An 18,858-nucleotide genomic window follows, 5' to 3' on the forward strand; every position below is an offset into this window, starting at 1 on the left:
TTTTTTGCCTGAACCCTGTACCATGTGTCTATTCATTCATGGTCTTGCAAGGAGCACGCGATGACCGCCACCCAAGCCGTCCAGGCCATCGATCCCCAAGCGGTTCTGACCAAGGCCACCCTGCGCGCGGCAGACCTGCTGGCCCTGCAGAACACCGACCTGGCAAAGGTGATCGGCGTCAGCACCGCAACGGTCAGCCGCTACCGAAGCGGCACCGCGGAAATCTCCCCCGCCACCAAGGCCGGCGAACTCGCGCTGCTGCTGGTGCGCATCTTCCGCTCGCTCGATCCGCTGGTCGGCTCGGACACCGAAATGCGCAGGCAGTGGATGCACTCGCGCAACAAGGCCCTCGGGGGCATCCCCGCCGAGCTGGTCCTCAAGCCCGACGGCCTGGTCCGCACCCTGGCCTATCTGGACGGGATGCGCGCCGCCGCATGACGAAGGCCGGGTGGCAGCCAGGGTGGCTTGACGAAACAGCCACCCATTTGACGGAGCCTGCGGCATGGCGGGGCGTCGAAACGCAGTACGTCAGTTCCAGCTTGCAACTCGTCGATTCCCATGCCGAACATGACGTGCTCGAAGCGCTTCTCGAAACGAGCAAACCTGCCCTGCCGAGCGTGAAAACCCAAAGCCAGCACTTCCTGCTCTTCACGCCATTCCGGTATACGCCGCAGCACCCCAGCCGCTTCAGGGCACTTGGGCACCTGGGCATCTGGTACGGTGCGCGCGAGCTGGAGGCGGCCTGCGCCGAAGTCGCCTACTGGCGCATGCGCTTCATTCTCGACAGCGCGGGGCCGAGTCAACGCAGGCTCACGACCCACCATACTTTTTTCAAGGCCGCCGTGGAAGGCAAGGGGCTGGACCTGACGTTGCCTCCCTGGAACACTTTTGAGGATGCCTGGAAAAACACCCGGGACTACGCCGAAACACAGCGCCTGGCGGCCGCCGCCGAGGCTGCGGGCATTCAGGTCATTCAGTACGCCTCGGTGCGTGCGCCCGGCCGCACCTGCTTTGCCGTCTTCACCCCTGAAGCCTTGAGCGAGCCCGCGGGAGGACTCGACCCGTCGCGGCAACGATGGACCTGCACGGCCACCCGTGATCGCGTTTTGATGACGCAAGAGGGCGGCGGCATGCGATTTGCGTGGGACGGTTGAGGCAGCAGCCACCGCTGCAGCACGGATGCCAGGCCAGTGAAAACCACTCGATCAGCCGCAGCGCCTGCAAAAATTCAAGCAAAAAACGCTCACCCAAACCCGGAGCCTGATCGGCATACCACCCAGCCGCTTCATCGAGCTCCGCCTGCGCAGGCTCAAGCAGCCGAAGGCTCATGCGCCAGACGTGCCCAGTCACGCGGTTTGCGCGTTTTCCACCAGGCCATGCAGACGCGCGGCAGACAATTCCAGTCCGTTGGGCCAGCACAGCGCACCCGCGTCGACAAAGCAGCGCGCAAAGCAAGCCGCGTCGCGCAAAGGCTCAAGCAACGGCCCCTGGCGGGTGGCGAGGTAGGCGCCGCCATCAAAAACGCCATGCACGCCATCGCTGAACACCAGCGCCAGCCGGTGTTTGCCAAATGAAGTGACCTCAAGCAACTTGATCACGATCTGCTCCTTGAATGCGGTCCAGATTCAACGTGAATGTGTGGCGGCGGATGATCGTCGTGCCACATGCGCACGATGATGCCGAAGAAGATCGCGATGGTGGGCATGACTCACACCGGCGCGTGCTGCACCCTGCGCGTCCGATCGGCTTGCCCTGCGAGCAGACCCTCGACCGAAATGTCTTCATCCAGAGCCTCCCAATGCAGACCGTAGCGGCTCAGCTCGACCTGAGCGCGTTGCTGCGGATTGGCACCCAGCAGACGCGGAAACCAGGCCAGCGGTGCGGCGATGGTGCGCCCATCGGACAAATCGACCCACAGCATGTCCGCATCAAACCGCACGGCTTTAGGCGAAATGGTCATTCCACGCCCTTTCAATCAAAGTCTGGTTCTCGACCACCAGTTCGCGCAGTTTACGCAAGGTGCTGGCATCAAAGCCATCGCTGTCGGCCAGATAGACCTCCGGCGCCAGCCAGAATTTTGCTTCGCCCTCGCCACTGCGTACATGCACATGCATGGCTTCACGCGGATTGCCTTCGTTGGAGTAGAAGAAAAAGCGAAACGCTTGGTGGCGGAAGATGACAGGCACGTCACACCTCGGGACTTCTGCCGCTTGCTGAGGCCCGCTTGCGCCCGGCCCTGGCCTTGCCCACCGGCAGCAGGCTGGTGAGCTGCTGGTAGCGTTCAAAGAGAAAGGCCACGCGCTCGGCGTCGCTCTTCCAGGTTTTCTTGCCGCCGACGAGGGCGTAGGCGGCGTCCACCGCCGCATCCAATTTGTGGTGCGCTTTGAGCAGCACGGGGGGCATGGTCAGCGGGTCGTACAGGTCGGCCAGGCTGCTGGCGGGGAACTGGGCGCGGGCATCGAGCACGGCTTGCGCAGCGGTTTCGATAGCTGTTTGCGCTTTATGGGCGGGCGTTGGAGGCCGATTTGGCTCTGATTTTGGCGGTAGATCGGGCCAGGGGAAATTGTTGTAGACAATGGCGGCGGAGTAGCGGAAATCGCTTTTCAATCGGCCGCAGACGGCACGCACCCAAGCGTTGTGCATGGTGCTGGAGAGCACGCCGAAGTGAAACAGCGTGGCGCCGGGTGCCATCTTGACCAGATTGCTGCACAGGGTTTCGGGCTGCTCAAAGCCAAACGGGATGAAGGCGCGGCGCTCGGAAGACACTTCCGGCAGCACCAGATAGGGCGCGGCGGGCATGTTCTCCACATGAAAGCGCGTCGGCGTATCGGCCAGCTTGCGCGTGGGTGCGCTCTTGCTGGCAAGGCGAAAGTTCTTCACTGCCTGCACGCGCTTCAAAGCCTCAGGCATGGCGCGCAGCGCGGCGGGGGGGCAGTCGCCCAGCCACAGGCACCAGCGTTCGTAACCGTTCAAAAACTCAATCGCGCCCAGCCAGCGCCGGAACCAGAGCGCGCTGGTCGGTTCCCTGGCGATGAAGGCATCGCGCTCTTCGGTGGTGAACAGGTAGTTGCCGTCGTCGATGGGTTTGTTGCCTATGCCAATCTCGGGCACGGCACAGATCGGCCGACTGCGCCGGGGCAGCACCACATCGGGCGCATCCACCAGATAGGGATTGATGTTGGCGGCAGGCACCGCCAGCGGCTCGCCCTTGATGTCCTCGTATTCGTAGATCACCTTGTCCGGCACGTCTTGCAAACCAAAGCCGACGATGACGCAGTGCACGGCGGCCTTGCCACTGGCCTCGTTGCTCCAACTGAAGGTGCGGTGGGCGAAGTGGATGTGGATGCCCCGCGCCAGCAGCCAGCCCCAGAGCACGCCAACCTGCTCGCCCTGGGTGATGCTGTTGGTGGAGACGAAGGCGGCGCGCATCGCGTGCGCCGCTGGCCCCCACCCCCGCCCTCCCCCAGAGGGGGAGGGAGTTAGATAGCGTGCGGCCTTGACGTACCAGGCGGCGACGAAGTCGAGCAGGCCGGCGTTGGGGATGCCTTCGAACACCACGCGGGTGTCTTCGCGCTGCGCGTCGTCCATGAACTTGGCGCCGACGAAGGGCGGGTTGCCGAGCACGTAGCTGCACTGCTCCATTGGCAGTACCTCGTTCCAATCGAGCGTGAGCGCATTGCCATGCACCACGCGCGCGCTGCTCTTGAGCGGGATGCGCGCGAAGTACAGGCCGAATTCCTCGCTCACGCGCAAATTCATCTGGTGATCGACCAGCCACAGCGCCACCTGCGCGATCTGCGCGGGGAATTCCTCGATCTCGATGCCGAAGAACTGGTCCACGTCCAGGCTGATGAGCTGGTGCACGTCCAGCGTCTGCTGGCCACTCTGGTAACTGGCGCGCAGCACTTCCAGCTCCAGCAGGCGCAGTTCGCGGTAGCTGATGACGAGGAAATTTCCGCAGCCGCAAGCCGGGTCGAAGAAGGTCAGCTGGCGCAGCTTCTTGTGGAATTCGAACAGGCGGTTGCGGTTGTTCCTGACCTTGTGGAACTCGGCCCACAGCGCATCGAGAAACAGCGGCTTGATGAGCTTGAGGATGTTCTCTTCGCTGGTGTAGTGCGCGCCCAGGTTGCGCCGCGCCCTGGCGTCCATGATGCTCTGGAACAGGCTGCCGAAGATGGCGGGGCTGATGGCCGACCAGTCCAGCGCGCAGGCGTCGAGCAGCGCGGTGCGCATGTCGGCGTCGAAGTCGGCCAGCGGCAGGGGTTCCTCGAACAAGCGGCCGTTGACGTAGGGGAAAGCGGCAAGCTGCTCGTCCAGGTGCTTGCTGCGCAGGTGTTCGGGCGTGTTGAGCACCTGAAAGAGCTGGGCCAGGCGCGGGCCCAGGTCGCTGCCGTCGGGCGCGGTGCGTTCTTCCACCCACAGGCGCAGCGCCTGCGCGGGCTGGAAGATGCCGGTGTCGTCGGCGAACAGGCAAAACAGCAGGCGCACCAGCAGCACCTCCAGCGCATGGCCGCCGTAGCCGCTGGCCTTGAGCGCGTCGTGCAGCCGCCCCATGCGCTCTGCGGCGTGGATGTTGACCGGGTTCTGCGCGGTGATCTCCTGCATCCGGTAGCCGGCGATGAAGCCGAACAGGCGCACGTGCTTGTGCAGGTCGGCCAGGGCAAATTCGGTGGTCTTGCCGCTGGCGAGCTGGTGCACGCGAAAGCGCACGAAGTCGCAGACGATGATGATCTGCGGCAGGTCGCGTTCAAGAATGCCGGGGAAGTAGCCCAGCGCCTGGTCGAAGGCGGCATCCAGACTGCGCCCGCGCGACTTCTGCTCCACCAGCAGCATGCCGGGCCAGAACAAGTCCACAAACCCTTGACCACCACCGTGCTTCTTGACGTTCAGTTCGAAGGTGGCGACGCGCTTGTCGGTGATGCCGAAGATCTCGAAGAACGCGATCCAGAAGGGCTTGGCCTCGGAATCCTCATTGGCCGCGTCTTCCCAAGTGCGGCTGAAGGCCAGCGCGCGGGATTTGATTTCGTTCCAGGACAGGGGCATGGGTTTTCAAGAAAATTGGCCTCTAGCGCTTGCAGGACAAGCGCAAACAGCTATTGTTTCCGAAGATAAACATCTCCGCGATTCTTCCGAAGGTAACCGGAGGCGGTGCTGCTGCGCAAGGTGAATGCCCAGTGTGCTCCAACGATTTCAATGCCAAACAATCCTCTTCGCATCATCGACCGCGCGCACCCGCAATTTCCATCAGGCGTGATAACATCCGTCATGCCTGCGTCCAAACTCTACGACGATACGCACAAGATTTCCGACAAGCGCGAAAATGGCAGTCTGCGTCGGGAAGTCTGGGTGGATGAAAAGGGCAAGGTCACACGCTACAACCTGGCCTACATCAACCACCGCTTGCACTCAGGAGACAACGGGCGCGTGGTTGGCTACGACAACGCCCACGGCTACCACCATCGGCATTACTTCGGTGCGGAGGAGCCCATCGACTTCGTGAGCTTTGAGGACGTGGAAAAACGCTTTGAGCAAGACTGGATTGCACTGAAAGGCCGCCCATGACCCAACTGACCATCAAGATTGCTACTGAAGACGATTTCTTCAAGCGTGGCCGCCGATTGGCACGTGCGGCAGACCGCGGCGAGCCTATCCCCGAAGAGCGAATCGTCAGTTTTGAAGATCCGGCCGACGTGATGAAGCTGATGACGGCTACGCGCCTGGCGCTGTTTCGCGCCGTGAAGGAAACGCCGGGATCGATCACGGAGATTGCCGAACGGCTGCAACGCGACCGCAGCGCGGTCAAGCGCGATCTGGACGAGATGGAGCGCTTCGGTCTGGTCACGATCGCGGAGAAGGTATTGCCAGGGCATGGGCGCATGAAGGAAGTGCGCGTGACGGCGGCTCGGGTGCAGCTCATGGCGGAAGTGGCGTAGAGAAATCCGATTGAGCCGCAGGCCACCGTCTCGGCCTGAAACGAGCGCATGACTGCGCTGCGCGCAACTCAGGCTTGAGTCTGCCACCCGCTCCAGGCCGCCCACTGCCGCACGCCTGTCTTTTGCGGCATGCGCGCGCAGTGGCGCAATGCCTGGCCCAGTGTAGCCCCACTGTTTGATATGAAAATCCAGCTCGGCGCGCTTCAGACAAGCGCCAACAGCTATGGATTTGTTGGTTTACGTCACATCGGGAACGCCCGATAGCAGTTGCCTCGCTGCCTCCCACGCCGGGCCATCGAACCAGGCATCGCCATCAAGGAAGACACGCAGCATGGGCAGGCTGTCCAGGCCCCAGAAGAGCTTGTCTTGCACCTCGAACATCGGCACGCCGAACACGCCGCGCGCGGCGGCGGTATCGGTGTTCTCGCGCAGCAGGCGCTTGGCACGCTCGCCCGCGCCTTCATCTTGGCGCAGTTGTTCGGCCAGTTGCACCCTCAGCGCGTCGAGCCGCTGCGGTTCGAGCGCATCCGCGCCGCCCTGCCAGACATGGCGCAGGATGGCGTCTGCGGTGTAGCGGTTGATGCAGCCATCGTCGCTGCATTCCAGCGCCAGGCGCAAGAGCGGCAGCGGCGGGAAGGGGTGACGTGCGGGCATATCGAGGCCCACGCCCAGGCTGTGTCCCAGCCAGGTGACGTGGCGGTAGGTCCAGTCGCGCTTGGGGGCGATGCCCGCCGGGCCGGGGTTGCCGTGCTGTTGCAACAGCGCGCCCAGCAGCACCGGGCGGTAGCGCACGCGCACGCTCAGGCCCTCAAGGGTGCGCGGCAGTTGCTCGAAGGCGAGCCAGGCGTAGGGGGAGACGAAGTCCAAGTGGAAGGTGATGTCGTGCATGGTTACTCCAAAATTTCAGGCAAAAACCCGTTCAGGCACGCGACTGGCAGCGTGGCAGTGCGACCCCTTCCCCCTTTGGGGCTGAGGGTTGCGGCTCCAGTTCCGCCTGCGCGGAACTGGACAACCCGAAGCGCGGCAGCGTCCCGCCGCCAGCACCGAGGCGGGGATGGGGGCAGCGCGGCAATCACGGTCGCGGGTCCTGTTCGGCATTGCAAGCCCCCACCCTACCCTCCCCCAGAGGGGGAGGGAAGAAGACCCAAAGTCACGCCTTGGGCACCTGCACCACATCGACCACGGGCGCGCCGGTCAGGCGTTCCAGGTCTTGCGGCTTGAGGCGAAACACCGCATGCGGATGCCCGGCGGCGGCCCAGATTTCGTCAAAGCGCAGCAGATCCCGATCAATCAAGGTGACCGGCGGCTGGATGAACCCGACGGGCGAGACACCGCCGATGGTGAAGCCCGTCGCGCTCTTGACGAAGTCGGCATCGGCGCGGCCGATGGGGCCGATCAGGCTGCTGACCTTTTTCTCGTCCACGCGCCGGTCGCCCGAGGTGATGACGAGCACCGCCGCATCGTCGCTCTTGCGCCGGAAGATGATGCTCTTGGCGATCTGGCCGACCACGACGCCCAGCGCACCGGCCGCCTCCTGCGCGGTACGCGCGGAGATGTCGAGCATTTGAGGGGCGTGCGGGTGGCCGACGGCGCTGAGTGCCGCGACCACGCGCTGCACGCTGTCGTTGGAAGGGAGGGAAGTGGCTTCAGTCATGGGGCTGACTTTAGGCCAAAGCCGGACCAGCCTCGCGCCTGCGCCCTTACGCCCGGGCCACCCGCCCGACAAAGGCCAGGCTCGCGCCCATCGCCATCAGCACCGCCCCGGCGATGCGGTTTTGCGTGCGCTGCGCACGCGCCGAATTCATCCACCCGCGCAAGCTCGCGGCCAGCAGCGCGTAGCCGTGCATCACGACGAAATCAACCGTGAGGGTGGTGACCAAGAGCACCAGCAATTGCGGCGCCAGCGCGCGCGTGGGGACGATGAATTGCGGCAGCACCGCGACCATGAAGACGATGCCCTTGGGGTTGGTGGCGTTGGTCAGCAGGCCACGCAGGAAGCGCTGGCGCGCACTGAGCAGCGGCGCCTGCGCACTCCGCGATGGGACGGCGTCATCGGCCTCTCTCGCGAAAATCACGGGCGCGCGCCACTGGTGCAGCCCCAGCCACAGCAGATAGGCCGCGCCCAGCACCTTGACGACGGTGAACGCGGTGCTGGAGGCGAGCAGCACCGCCCCCACGCCCACGCCCGCCACCAGCAGGATCAGCGCCAGCCCCGCCTGCAAGCCAAGGATGGTGACGCTGGCGCCGCGCACACCCCACGAGAGGCCGTGGCTCATGGAAAGCACCGCGCCCGGCCCGGGCGAGAGCGCGATGGCGATCGCCGCGACCAGATAGGCAAGCCAGAGATGCCAATCCATATGGATCGTCCTTCAGCCCGCGCGCTTGTTGAGGATGGCGACGGCCACGCGCGACTGGGGTTTGCGCCCCAGCACGCCGCTGATGTAGGCCCCGGCGTCCACCAGTTTGTCCAGGTCGATGCCGGTGTCTATTCCCAGCCCGTGCAGCAGATAGACCACGTCTTCCGTCGCCACGTTGCCGGTCGCGCCCTTGGCGTAGGGGCAGCCGCCCAGGCCAGCGACGGAGGACTGGAAATTCCACACACCCAATTGCAGCGCGGCCAGCGTATTGGAGAGCGCCTGGCCGTAGGTGTCGTGAAAGTGGCCGCTCACGTGATCGATGTCGTAGTGCTGAAGCGTCGCCGCTATCGCGCGCTGCACCTTGAGCGGCGTGCCCACGCCGATGGTGTCGGCCACGTCCACGCGCTGCACGCCTATGCCCTTCATCAAACCGGCAAGGTAGGCCACCCTCTCGGGGGCGATCTCGCCCTCGTACGGGCAGCCGACGGTGCAGCTCATCGCGCCACGCACCGCGATGCCCGCCGCGCGCGCCGCTTCAACGACCGGTGCAAAACGCTCGATGCTCTCGGCGATCGAGCAGTTGATGTTCTTCTGGCTGAAGGCTTCGCTCGCCGCGCCAAACACCACGACCTCGTCGGGCTTGTCGAGCAGCGCCGCTTCAAACCCCTTCATGTTGGGCGTGAGCACGCTGTAGCGCACGTCCGCGGCGCGCGCGATGCCGCTCATCACCGCATGGTTGTCGGCCATCTGCGGCACCCATTTGGGGCTGACGTAGCTGGTGACTTCGATCTCGCGCAGACCGGCCGCTTGCAATCGCGCGACGAGGGCGATCTTGTCGCTGCTCGCGACCGGCTGCTTCTCGTTTTGCAGCCCGTCGCGCGGGCCGACGTCGATGAGGCGGACTTTGGCAGGGTAGTTCATCACAAGCCTTTCAACCTTGGCGATCAGGCCACTTCAAGCTTGAGCAACTCGTCGCCCTCGGCCACCTGGTCGCCCGGCGCATACATCAGCTCGGCCACGGTGCCATCGCTCGGCGCGGCGATGGTGTGCTCCATCTTCATCGCCTCCATCACCGCCAGCGGCTGGCCCTTGGCCACCTGGTCGCCCGCCTTGACGGCGAACGAGACCACCTTGCCCGGCATGGGCGCGGTCAGACGGCCGCCCTCTTCCTGCGTGGCGCTGGCCTGCGCCAGTTGGTCGATGACCTCGATGCGCGTCGCGCCCTGCGGTGCGAACACGGCAAGCCGCCCACCCTGGGCGTACACCGTCACGGTCTCGCGCCGCTCGCCAAAGCGCAGGTCGATCGCCCCGCCCGCGGTGCGCTCGAACACCAGCGCGCCCTGCACCGCGTCAGCACCCTCGCCCACGCTGAGCGCCAGAGCGCCGCCGTGCGCGTAATGCAGCGTGGCGCTGGCGGGCGCGTCGCCAAACGCCAGCGCAAAGCGCCGCCGCACGTCGCCGTGCGAATGCCAGCCGTCGCGGCGGCTGAAGGGGTCGGTGGTCTCGCGCGCGCGCTCTTGCAACAGCGTGTGCGCCACGGCGGCCGCGGCGGCCAGCGGCAGGCCCACGGGCTCCTGGTGGAACAGCACGGCTTTTTCGCGTGCGATCAATGCGGTATCGAGCTGGGCGGTAGAGAACGCGTGACTGGCCACCGCACGACGCAGGAACTGCAGGTTGGTCGACAGCCCGACGATGTGCGTGGCCGCCAGCGCCGTCTGCATGCGCGCCAGTGCCTCCTCGCGCGTGCTGCCGTGCACGATGAGTTTGGCGATCATCGAGTCGTAGAACGGGCTGATCGCATCACCCTCGCGCACGCCGTCGTCAAAGCGCACGTGGATGCCGCTGCCCGAAAGCGCCGCGCGCTCGAAGGCCACGTGCGGCGGCTTGCGATAGACGACGAGCTGGCCGGTGGCGGGCAGGAAATCGTTGTCCGGCGTTTCGGCGCAGATGCGCGCCTCGATCGCGTGGCCGGTGATGTGCAAGTCTTCCTGCCTGCACGGCAGCGGCTGGCCCGCCGCCACGCGCATTTGCCACTCCACCAGGTCCTGGCTGCTGATGGCCTCGGTCACCGGGTGCTCGACCTGCAATCGCGTGTTCATCTCCATGAAGAAGAACTGCATCTGCTCGGGATGCGCGTAGCCGCCGGGCTGCTCGACAATGAACTCCACCGTGCCCGCGCCGACGTAGTTCACCGCCTTCGCCGCGGCCACCGCCGCCTCGCCCATGCGCTTGCGCATCTCGGGCAAGAGGCCGGGCGCGGGCGATTCTTCCAGCACCTTCTGGTGGCGCCGCTGCGTGGAGCAGTCGCGCTCAAAAAGGTAAACACAGTTGCCCTGCGTGTCGCCGAAAATCTGGATTTCGATGTGGCGCGGGTTTTGCACCAGCTTCTCGATCAGCACCGCGTCGTTGGCAAAGCTGTTCATCGCCTCGCGCTTGCACGAGGCAAGCGCGTCGGCAAAATCGGCGCTCGCGTACACCTCGCGCATGCCCTTGCCGCCACCGCCCGCGCTGGCCTTGATGAGCACCGGGTAGCCGATCTTGTCGGCCTCGCGCTGCAGCAGCGCCGGATCTTGGTCTTCGCCCTGATAGCCGGGCACCAGCGGCACGCCCGCCTTGGCCATCAGGCGCTTGGATTCGGCCTTCAGGCCCATCGCCTGGATGCTTTGCGGCAGCGGGCCGATGAAGACCAGCCCGGCGTCCGCGCAGGCCTGCGCGAAGTGCGTGTTCTCGGAGAGGAAGCCGTAGCCCGGGTGGATGGCCTGCGCGCCCGTGGCCTTGGCGGCGTCGATGATGGTCTGCCAGCGCAGATAGCTCTCGGCCGGGCTGCTCGCGCCGATGTGTACCGCCTCGTCGCAGGCGGCCACGTGCTTGGCGCGGGCATCGGCATCCGAATAAACGGCGACGGTCTTCACGCCCATGCGCCGCGCGGTGGCGGCCACGCGGCAGGCGATCTCGCCGCGATTGGCAATCAGGATCTTTTTAAACATTCAAGCCACCTTCACTTGAGCCGGAAACAAGCGCCGCAGCACGGCGCGCAAAAATTTGAACAGCACGACCAGCAGCAGCGCCGACACCGCCAGCGCCACGACCAGCGCCACGGCAAACCACACCGGGTGCGCCGCCGCGAGCCACAGCGCGGCGACGACGACGCCGTCCTCGAAGAACGACAGCCCCCAGTTGGAAAACGGCTCGGGCGAGACATTGGCCGCCGCGCGCGTCGTCATCTTGGTGGCCAGCGCCGTGGCCGAGAGCGAACCACCCAGCAGCCCCGCCACCACCGCCATCGTGGCATCGTTCGCGCCGAACACGCTGGCCGCGAGCAGCGCCCCGGCCGGCACGCGGATGAAGGCGTGGATGCCGTCCCACAGGCTGTCGAGCCAGGGCACCTTGTCGGCAAAAAACTCCACGAACAGCATCAACCCGCTGGCCATGAGCACGGCCGGGTGCTGCAGCACCGATAGCCCCGAGGGCAGCGCGATCCAGCCCGCCGCGCCCGCCAGGCCGGTGAGGAACACCACCGCGTACAGGCGCAGCCCGCTGGCCCAGCCCAGCGCCGCGGCCAGCGCCAGCAGGCTGGGCATGTCCATCGTGGCCGTTACACGTGCCGCGCCCTCGGCCACGCCGCGCGCGGTGCCGGGGTCTACATGCAGCCCCACGGTATGCAGCCACTGCACGATGGAGGGCCAGAGTTGATCCATGGTGGTTTGCTTTGCTCAGGCGGCGTGCTTGGTGCTCAACCCGCCACCCACGAGGGCTTGCGCTTTTGCAGGAAGGACTGCACGCCCTCCTTGCCATCGCTGCTGGCACGGATGTCGGCAATGCCGCGCACGGTTTGCGCGATCAGCGCCGCGTTGATCTCGCGCTCGGCCACGTCCTGCACCAGCTTTTTGCATTCGCGCAGCGCGTGGGGGCTGGCATTGCACAGCGCGTGCACCCAGCCATCGACCACGCCGTCCAGTTGATCGGCCACCACCACCTCGTGCACGAAGCCGATGCGCAGCGCCTCGGCGGCGGTGAAGCGCTCGGCCGTCAAAAAGTAGCGGTGTGCTGCGCGCGCGCCCATCGCACGGATCACGTAGGGGCTGATGGTGGCCGGAATCAGGCCGAGCTTGACCTCGCTCAGGCAGTAGTGGGCGCTGTCCGCGCTCACCGCCAAGTCACACGCGGCCACCAGCCCCATGCCGCCGGCGTACACGTCGCCCTGCACGCGCGCGATGGTCGGCTTAGGGCACTCGTACATCACACGCAGCATCTCGGCAAGCTGCGCCGCGTCCGCCAGATTTTCGTCGTGCGAATAGTCGGCCATGCGCCGCATCCAGTTCAGGTTGGCCCCGGCGCAAAACGCCGGCCCCTCGGCGGCGAGCACGATGGCGCACACGTCGGCGCGTGCACCCACGTCCTTGAATGCGGCGGTCAGCTCCGCAATGACCTCATCGCTGAAGGCGTTGCGGATGTCGGGCCGGGTCAGCGTGATCCGGGCCACCTGGCCGGATTGGGTGATGGAGAGGTTTTCGCTCATGGTGCATCCGGGTTTTGCAGGTAATGGACAAGGTCAAGCTCCGGGCAGGGCCGGGCGAAATGCTGCGCCCAGGTCGGCATGTTCATTGCCCCCACACGCGCAGACCGCGGTAACGGGCCAGCGCGTCGTAGTCACGGTCGCTGTGCAGCAGCAGGTAGCCGTTTTCGATGCAAAAGGCGGCAATCATTACGTCGATGCTGCTGCGAATGGTGATGCCACGCGCGCGCAGGTGGCGGTAATGCTCGGCGGCGGCCAGTGCGATGTCTTCGCCACCACAAGGTTCGACGCTGAGCGTTTGCAGCAGCAGGCGCGCCTGGCGCAACGCGCGCTCTTCGCGAAAGCCGCGCAGCACCTCGTAGAGCACCAGGTCGGGCAGGACCAGGCGCGTATGGCCGTCGTCCAGCAGACGACGCAACTCCGCACGCTGCGCCGTGTCGCGCGCATTGAAAAAATCAATCCAGACGCTGGAATCAACCGCCAGCATGCGACTTGGCTCCCGGCTTGCGCGCCTTGCCACGCATTGCCTTGGCGGGCACGGACGGCCTGCTTGCGTAGCCCGCTGCAGGCTCCTGAACACCCATGGGCTCGGCCTGCTGCACCTGCGCATTCAGCGCTACCCAGTCACTGGCGTCATCGCCCTCCCACTGGAGCTTGCCCTCCCACTTGAGAATTTCGCGGTAGGCCGCCTGACGCGCCAGCAGACGCAGCCCAGCCTCCACCGTCTCCTTCTTGCTGGTGTAGGGGCCGGCCTGCATGGCTTGGGCGAGCAGGTCATCGTCGATATCGATGTTGGTACGCATGATGTGTATAAATCACCTGTTTCATGCACATGATACACATCACATGCGAAAAACACCAAACCGGGTCTCGCCTATCGGCGCATTGCGCGAGGCAGACAGCCCCAGCGCCAGCACGCGGCGCGTGTCCGCCGGGTCGATCACGCCGTCATCCCACAGGCGCGCACTGGCGTAGTAGGGGTGGCCCTGTTCTTCGTACTGCTGGCGGATCGGTGCCTTGAAGGCTTCTTCTTCGGAGGCAGACCAGGTACCGCCCTTGTGCTCTATGCCATCGCGCTTGACGGTGGCCAGAACGCTCGCCGCCTGCTCACCGCCCATCACGCTGATGCGCGCGTTCGGCCACATCCAGAGGAAGCGCGGCGAGTAGGCGCGGCCGCACATGCCGTAGTTGCCGGCGCCAAAACTGCCGCCGATGATGATGGTGAATTTGGGCACTGCCGCCGTGGCCACCGCCGTCACCAGTTTGGCGCCGTGGCGCGCAATGCCTTCGTTCTCGTACTTGCGCCCCACCATGAAGCCGGTGATGTTCTGCAGGAAGACGAGCGGCACCTTGCGCTGGCAGCACAGCTCGATGAAGTGCGCGCCTTTTTGCGCGCTCTCGGAAAACAGAATGCCGTTGTTGGCAATGATGCCCACCTGCATGCCTTCGATGCGCGCAAAGCCGCAGACCAGCGTGCTGCCAAAGCGCGCCTTGAATTCGTCAAACGCGCTGGCGTCGACAATGCGGGCGATGATTTCGCGCACGTCAAAGGGCTTGCGCGTATCCGTCGGAATCACCCCATAGAGCTCTTTTGCTCCATATTTGGGAGCTTCTGGCGCAATGTCACCGGGCGCTGCAGGCTTGTTTTTATTCAAATTCGCTACCGCCTGCCGTGCCAGCGCCAGCGCATGCATGTCGTTCTGCGCCAGGTGGTCTGCCACGCCCGAAAGCCGCGTGTGCACATCACCGCCACCCAGATCCTCGGCACTCACCACCTCGCCGGTGGCGGCCTTCACCAGCGGCGGGCCGCCGAGGAAGATCGTGCCCTGGTTCTTCACGATGATGGATTCATCGCTCATCGCCGGCACATAGGCGCCGCCCGCGGTGCACGAGCCCATGACGACGGCGATCTGCGCAATGCCCTGCGCCGAGAGATTCGCCTGGTTGTAGAAGATGCGGCCGAAGTGCTCGCGGTCGGGGAAGACCTCATCCTGGTTGGGCAGGTTGGCACCGCCCGAATCCACCAGGTAAATGCAGGGCAGGCAATTCTGAGCGGCGATCTCCTGCGCTCGCAAATGCTTTTTCACCGACATCGGGTAGTAGGTGCCACCCTTCACCGTGGCGTCGTTGCACACGATCATGCAGTCCACGCCCGACACCCGGCCAATGCCCGCGATCAGGCCGGCGCAGGGGGCATCGTTGCCGTACATGTTCAACGCCGCGAGCGGCGCAACTTCAAGAAAAGGCGAGCCCGGATCCAGCAACTGCTGCACCCGCTCGCGCGGCAGCAGCTTGCCGCGCGAAACATGGCGTTGGCGCGAGGACTCGCTGCCCCCGAGCGCGACGCGCTCCAGATGTGCACGCAAGTCATCAACCAACGCCTGCATGGCTTGCGCGTTGGCCTGAAAACCCACGGAACGCGGATTGAGTTGCGTCCCCAGAATGCTCATGGCTGACCTCTTTGCTGTTGTGTTGGATGGGAGTGTCGGATTTTTTGGTGGCACGTGTTGCAAACAGGGGCAGCAGCGGCGGAAGAAAATACCGCATGCACACCGTCGAAATTGTTCTGCTCGTCCTGCTTCTGGGTGCGCTCACCGGCATTGTGGCGCGTTACATCCGCGCGGTTCCGCTGCCGCTCATCCAGATTGCGCTGGGCGCCCTCATTGCCTGGCCGCAAGCGGGGCTGCACATCACGTTCGACCCCGAGCTGTTCTTGCTGCTGTTCATCCCGCCGCTGCTGTTTGCCGACGGCTGGCGCATTCCCAAGCGCGAATTCTTCGCCCTGGCACGGCCCATCCTGCTGCTCGCCTTCGGCCTGGTGCTGTTCACCGTTGTGGGCCTGGGCTACCTGATCCACTGGATGATTCCCGAGATGCCACTCACGGTGGCCTTTGCGCTGGCGGCCGTCATCTCGCCGACCGATGCGGTCGCCGTCTCGTCGATCACGCGCAATCTGGGCATGCCCGAGAAGACCATGCACGTGCTCGAAGGCGAATCGCTGCTCAACGACGCATCGGGCCTGGTGGCGCTCAAGTTCAGCATTGCCGCCACGCTCACCGGCCTGTTCTCGTGGAACGAGGTGGCCAAGGAGTTCACCTGGATGGCCGTGGGCGGCCTGGGTGTGGGTGCACTGCTGGGCTGGGGCTTTTCGTACGCGCGCGGCACCATCACGCACCGCCTGGGCGACGTGGCGGCCACGCAAATGGTGCTGCTGCTGGTGCTGCTGCCGTTTGCTGCCTACATCGTCGGCGAGAAGATCGGCGTGTCGGGCATTCTGTCGGCAGTGGCCGCGGGCGTGGCAACCAATTTCGGCGACCTCGAACGCAGCAGCTACATCAGCGAGCGCATGCAGACGACCGGCACCTGGAGCATGGTGGAGTCCTCGTTCAACGGCGCCATCTTCCTGCTGCTGGGCCTGCAGCTGCCATCCATCATTGGCGTGACGCTGCACAAGGCGGGCCACGAGGGCTGGCTTCTGGTGGGCTACGTCGTGGCCATTTCGCTGGCGCTCTTGCTGATGCGCTGGGTTTGGCTGACGCTGGGCGTGCACCGTGCGCTCTCCCGCGCCCACCACCAGGGCAAGATGACCGAGCGCCCCTCGCCGCTGCTGAACCTGGCGACGACCATGGCCGGTATTCGGGGCGCGGTAACGCTGGCCGGTGCGTTGTCCGTGCCCATGGTGCTGAACGAAGGCGTGCCGTTCCCGGCGCGCGACATGCTGATTTTTCTCGCCACCGGAACCATCCTCTTCACCCTGGTGCTGGGCTCGATCAGCCTGCCGCTCATCTTGCGCTACCTGCCGCGTACCGCCGAATCGCCCACGCTGCGCGAAGAGCGCCTGGCGCGCGAGCAGGCCTGTCTGGCCGCCATCACACGGCTGACGCTGACCGAGGAAGAGCTGCAAAAACACGACGCCGAGTGGGTTGCCATGCGCCAGGAGGTCAATGGCCACCTGACGCAGGAATACCGCACCCGCATTCAGCTGCTCGACGACGGCAGCGGAACAACCTTCACCGTCGAAGCGCAGCGCGAGGCGCCCGAGGTGGTGCGCCAGCGCAAGCTGCGCTATGTGCTGGAGATCGAGGCACGGCTTGATTGCATACGCGCGGAAAGAGACCGGTACTACAGCGAACGCCAGGCGCACCGCATCAACGACGAGTCGCTGCGCAGCCTGGTCAGCGAGCTCGACCTGCAGGAGGTTGCCATGCGCAAGCGCCTGGTCGTGGCCCGCCGCGCCGCCGGCCTGCCGGTGGGTGGCGACACTTAGGCGCCTGTCGGACTTATTCAACGCTGCCTTAAACACGCGGACGCTTCAGGCCATCGGCTCGACGCGTAGCTGCAGCTCTTCAACCATGACCTCGCGCATCCTGAACTTCTGGATTTTCCCCGTCACCGTCATCGGAAAGCTGCTCACGAACCGGATGTAGCGCGGCACCTTGTAGTGCGCGATCTGGCCCTTGCAAAAGGCGCGGATGTTTTCTTCCGTGGGCTCGGTGCCCTGCTTGGCGATGATCCAGGCGCAGAGCTCTTCGCCATATTTCTGGTCCGGCACGCCCACCACCTGCACATCCTGCACCATAGGGTGCCGATAGAGGAACTCCTCGATCTCACGCGGGTAAAGGTTTTCGCCGCCGCGGATCACCATGTCCTTGATGCGACCGACGATGTTCACATAGCCCTCGTCGTCCATCGTCGCCAGATCGCCGGTGTGCATCCAACCGTCGGCGTCGATCGCTTCGCCCGTCATCGTTTCATCGCCCCAGTAGCCTGCCATGACGGAATAGCCCTTGGTGCAGAGCTCGCCACGCTCGCCGATCGCCACGGTGGCGCCCGTCTCGGGGCTGACGATTTTGATTTCCAGGTGCGGCTGTACCTGTCCCACCGTGGAGACGCGCTTTTCCAGTGGGGTATCGGTGCTGCTCTGGCAGCTCACCGGGCTGGTTTCAGTCATGCCGTAGGCGATGGTCACCTCGGCCATGTTCATGTCGCGCTGCACGCGCTTCATCACCTCCACCGGGCAGGGACTGCCGGCCATGATGCCGGTGCGCAGGCTGCCGAGGTCGAATTCGGCAAAGCGCGGATGGTCCAGCTCGGCGATGAACATCGTCGGCACGCCGTGCAGGGCGGTGCATTTTTCGGCCTGCACAGTCTCCAGCACCGAGACCGGATCGAACGCATCGTTGGGGTAAACGATCGCCGAGCCATGCGTGAAGCAGGCCAGATTGCCCAGCACCATGCCGAAGCAGTGGTACAGCGGTACGGGAATGCACAGGCGATCCGCCGGCGTGAGTTGCATGCAATCGCCGATGAACAGGCCGTTGTTCAGGATGTTGCGGTGCGTGAGCGTCGCACCCTTGGGGAAGCCCGTGGTGCCGCTGGTGAACTGGATGTTGATCGGGTCAGTGGCCTTGAGCGTCGCGGCGATCGCGTCGATACGCGCATCCTGCGGATCGCCCCGAGCCATCAGACTGGAAAAGCGCAGCGCTCCGGATTGCTCCTCGCCCTGCCCCGCTACATCAATCCACACCACAGTGCGCAGATCGGGCAGGCGCGCGGCGTGCAGATCACCCAGCGCGCAGCGGTCCATCTCGGGCGCCAGCTCGCGCAGCATGCCCAGGTAGTCGCTGGTCTTGAACTGCGCCATGGTCACCAGCGCCTTGCAGCCCACCTTGTTGAGCGCGTATTCCAGCTCCGCCGTACGGTAGGCCGGGTTGATGTTGACCAGAATCAGCCCCACCTGCGCGGTCGCCAGTTGCATCAGCACCCATTCGGCATTGTTGTGCGACCAGATGCCAACGCGATCGCCGGGCTGCAAACCCAGGCCCAGCAAGGCGCTGGCAAGGCGCCGCTGCTCCGCATGCAATTGCGCGTAGGTGTAGCGCTGCCCCTGGTGGCGGCTGATGAGCGCATCGCGCGCGGGCTGGCTCGCCACCTTGTCGCGGAAATAGTCGCCAATGGTCTGCTCTATGAGTGGCGTGGCTTGGCTGCCGCGCGCGTAGCTTTGGCTCAGAGGAATCTGGGTCATGGTGGGTCTCCTTGGAAAGCGCGATGC

At 65.0% G+C, this 18,858-nt stretch carries 21 protein-coding genes; 5 read left to right on the forward strand and 16 right to left on the reverse strand.

Features of this window, described 5'->3' with window-relative positions:
• Positions 1 to 60 precede the first annotated feature (60 nt).
• Positions 61 to 438: an antitoxin Xre-like helix-turn-helix domain-containing protein gene (locus tag ABS45_RS11380; protein WP_291555648.1), complete on the forward strand. Its 378-nt coding sequence runs from the start codon at positions 61 to 63 to the stop codon at positions 436 to 438.
• Between the two features lie 101 nt (positions 439 to 539).
• Positions 540 to 1,154, forward strand: a complete 615-nt coding sequence (locus tag ABS45_RS11385) for an RES family NAD+ phosphorylase (protein WP_291555649.1) — start codon at positions 540 to 542, stop codon at positions 1,152 to 1,154.
• A 192-nt stretch (positions 1,155 to 1,346) separates the two neighbouring features.
• On the opposite strand, the gene ABS45_RS11390 is transcribed toward ABS45_RS11385, so the two are convergent.
• Genes ABS45_RS11390 through ABS45_RS11405 form a run of 5 tightly spaced genes read right to left on the reverse strand, consistent with a single transcriptional unit; the run spans position 1,347 to position 5,043 of the window.
• Positions 1,347 to 1,598: a DUF2442 domain-containing protein gene (locus tag ABS45_RS11390; protein ID WP_146911989.1), complete on the reverse strand. Its 252-nt coding sequence runs from the start codon at positions 1,596 to 1,598 to the stop codon at positions 1,347 to 1,349.
• On the reverse strand, positions 1,595 to 1,705 hold the full coding sequence (locus ABS45_RS17630; RefSeq protein WP_146911990.1) for a DUF4160 domain-containing protein: 111 nt from the start codon (positions 1,703 to 1,705) through the stop codon (positions 1,595 to 1,597). Before ABS45_RS17630 ends, ABS45_RS11390 begins: the two co-directional genes overlap by 4 nt.
• A 3-nt stretch (positions 1,706 to 1,708) precedes the next feature.
• Complete coding sequence (locus ABS45_RS11395; protein ID WP_146911991.1) at positions 1,709 to 1,960, reverse strand: DUF2442 domain-containing protein; 252 nt, start codon at positions 1,958 to 1,960, stop codon at positions 1,709 to 1,711.
• Positions 1,944 to 2,186 carry a DUF4160 domain-containing protein gene (locus ABS45_RS11400; protein ID WP_146911992.1) on the reverse strand — a complete coding sequence of 81 codons (243 nt, stop codon included), beginning with the start codon at positions 2,184 to 2,186 and terminating at the stop codon, positions 1,944 to 1,946. The genes ABS45_RS11395 and ABS45_RS11400 overlap by 17 nt, the downstream gene beginning before the upstream one ends.
• A gap of 1 nt (position 2,187) precedes the next feature.
• Entirely contained in the window at positions 2,188 to 5,043 is a 2,856-nt protein-coding gene (locus ABS45_RS11405) for a DNA methyltransferase (protein ID WP_291555650.1), read from the reverse strand.
• Positions 5,044 to 5,265: 222 nt separating this feature from the next.
• On the opposite strand from ABS45_RS11405, the gene ABS45_RS11410 reads away from it, so the two are divergent.
• Complete coding sequence (locus ABS45_RS11410; RefSeq protein ID WP_291555651.1) at positions 5,266 to 5,562, forward strand: DUF6516 family protein; 297 nt, start codon at positions 5,266 to 5,268, stop codon at positions 5,560 to 5,562.
• Positions 5,559 to 5,933 (forward strand): helix-turn-helix domain-containing protein, encoded by a 375-nt coding sequence (locus tag ABS45_RS11415; protein WP_291555652.1) that lies wholly within the window; start codon positions 5,559 to 5,561, stop codon positions 5,931 to 5,933. The genes ABS45_RS11410 and ABS45_RS11415 overlap by 4 nt, the downstream gene beginning before the upstream one ends.
• Before the next feature lie 237 nt (positions 5,934 to 6,170).
• Here the strand turns inward: ABS45_RS11415 and ABS45_RS11420 are convergent, their stop codons facing one another.
• From ABS45_RS11420 to ABS45_RS11465, 10 genes are all read right to left on the reverse strand, one after another.
• On the reverse strand, positions 6,171 to 6,821 hold the full coding sequence (locus ABS45_RS11420) for a DsbA family protein (RefSeq protein WP_291555653.1): 651 nt from the start codon (positions 6,819 to 6,821) through the stop codon (positions 6,171 to 6,173).
• Positions 6,822 to 7,083: 262 nt separating this feature from the next.
• The gene (locus ABS45_RS11425) at positions 7,084 to 7,587 is read right to left on the reverse strand and encodes a YbaK/EbsC family protein (RefSeq protein WP_291555654.1); all 504 of its coding nucleotides are present in this window, start codon (positions 7,585 to 7,587) and stop codon (positions 7,084 to 7,086) included.
• 46 nt (positions 7,588 to 7,633) lie between these two features.
• A complete protein-coding gene (locus tag ABS45_RS11430; RefSeq protein WP_291555655.1) occupies positions 7,634 to 8,290 on the reverse strand; it encodes a LysE family transporter in 657 nt (218 codons plus the stop codon).
• A gap of 12 nt (positions 8,291 to 8,302) precedes the next feature.
• Entirely contained in the window at positions 8,303 to 9,211 is a 909-nt protein-coding gene (locus tag ABS45_RS11435; protein ID WP_291555656.1) for a hydroxymethylglutaryl-CoA lyase, read from the reverse strand.
• A 23-nt stretch (positions 9,212 to 9,234) separates the two neighbouring features.
• Entirely contained in the window at positions 9,235 to 11,277 is a 2,043-nt protein-coding gene (locus ABS45_RS11440) for an acetyl/propionyl/methylcrotonyl-CoA carboxylase subunit alpha (RefSeq protein ID WP_291555657.1), read from the reverse strand.
• Positions 11,278 to 11,988 carry a DUF4126 domain-containing protein gene (locus tag ABS45_RS11445; RefSeq protein WP_291555658.1) on the reverse strand — a complete coding sequence of 237 codons (711 nt, stop codon included), beginning with the start codon at positions 11,986 to 11,988 and terminating at the stop codon, positions 11,278 to 11,280.
• Between the two features lie 35 nt (positions 11,989 to 12,023).
• A complete protein-coding gene (locus tag ABS45_RS11450; protein WP_291555659.1) occupies positions 12,024 to 12,809 on the reverse strand; it encodes an enoyl-CoA hydratase/isomerase family protein in 786 nt (261 codons plus the stop codon).
• 82 nt (positions 12,810 to 12,891) lie between these two features.
• Complete coding sequence (locus ABS45_RS11455; protein ID WP_291555660.1) at positions 12,892 to 13,293, reverse strand: PIN domain nuclease; 402 nt, start codon at positions 13,291 to 13,293, stop codon at positions 12,892 to 12,894.
• Entirely contained in the window at positions 13,280 to 13,609 is a 330-nt protein-coding gene (locus ABS45_RS11460; protein ID WP_291555661.1) for a type II toxin-antitoxin system VapB family antitoxin, read from the reverse strand. The genes ABS45_RS11455 and ABS45_RS11460 overlap by 14 nt, the downstream gene beginning before the upstream one ends.
• A gap of 39 nt (positions 13,610 to 13,648) precedes the next feature.
• Positions 13,649 to 15,256 (reverse strand): carboxyl transferase domain-containing protein, encoded by a 1,608-nt coding sequence (locus ABS45_RS11465; protein WP_291555662.1) that lies wholly within the window; start codon positions 15,254 to 15,256, stop codon positions 13,649 to 13,651.
• Between the two features lie 95 nt (positions 15,257 to 15,351).
• Here ABS45_RS11465 and ABS45_RS11470 point away from each other — a divergent pair, with 95 nt between their 5' ends.
• A complete protein-coding gene (locus ABS45_RS11470) occupies positions 15,352 to 17,073 on the forward strand; it encodes a Na+/H+ antiporter (RefSeq protein ID WP_291555663.1) in 1,722 nt (573 codons plus the stop codon).
• A 45-nt stretch (positions 17,074 to 17,118) separates the two neighbouring features.
• Here the strand turns inward: ABS45_RS11470 and ABS45_RS11475 are convergent, their stop codons facing one another.
• The gene (locus tag ABS45_RS11475; protein ID WP_291555664.1) at positions 17,119 to 18,831 is read right to left on the reverse strand and encodes an AMP-binding protein; all 1,713 of its coding nucleotides are present in this window, start codon (positions 18,829 to 18,831) and stop codon (positions 17,119 to 17,121) included.
• Positions 18,832 to 18,858 lie beyond the last annotated feature (27 nt).

The sequence above is a fragment of the Comamonas sp. SCN 65-56 genome (assembly GCF_001724135.1).
Lineage (GTDB): Bacteria > Pseudomonadota > Gammaproteobacteria > Burkholderiales > Burkholderiaceae_C > Comamonas_C.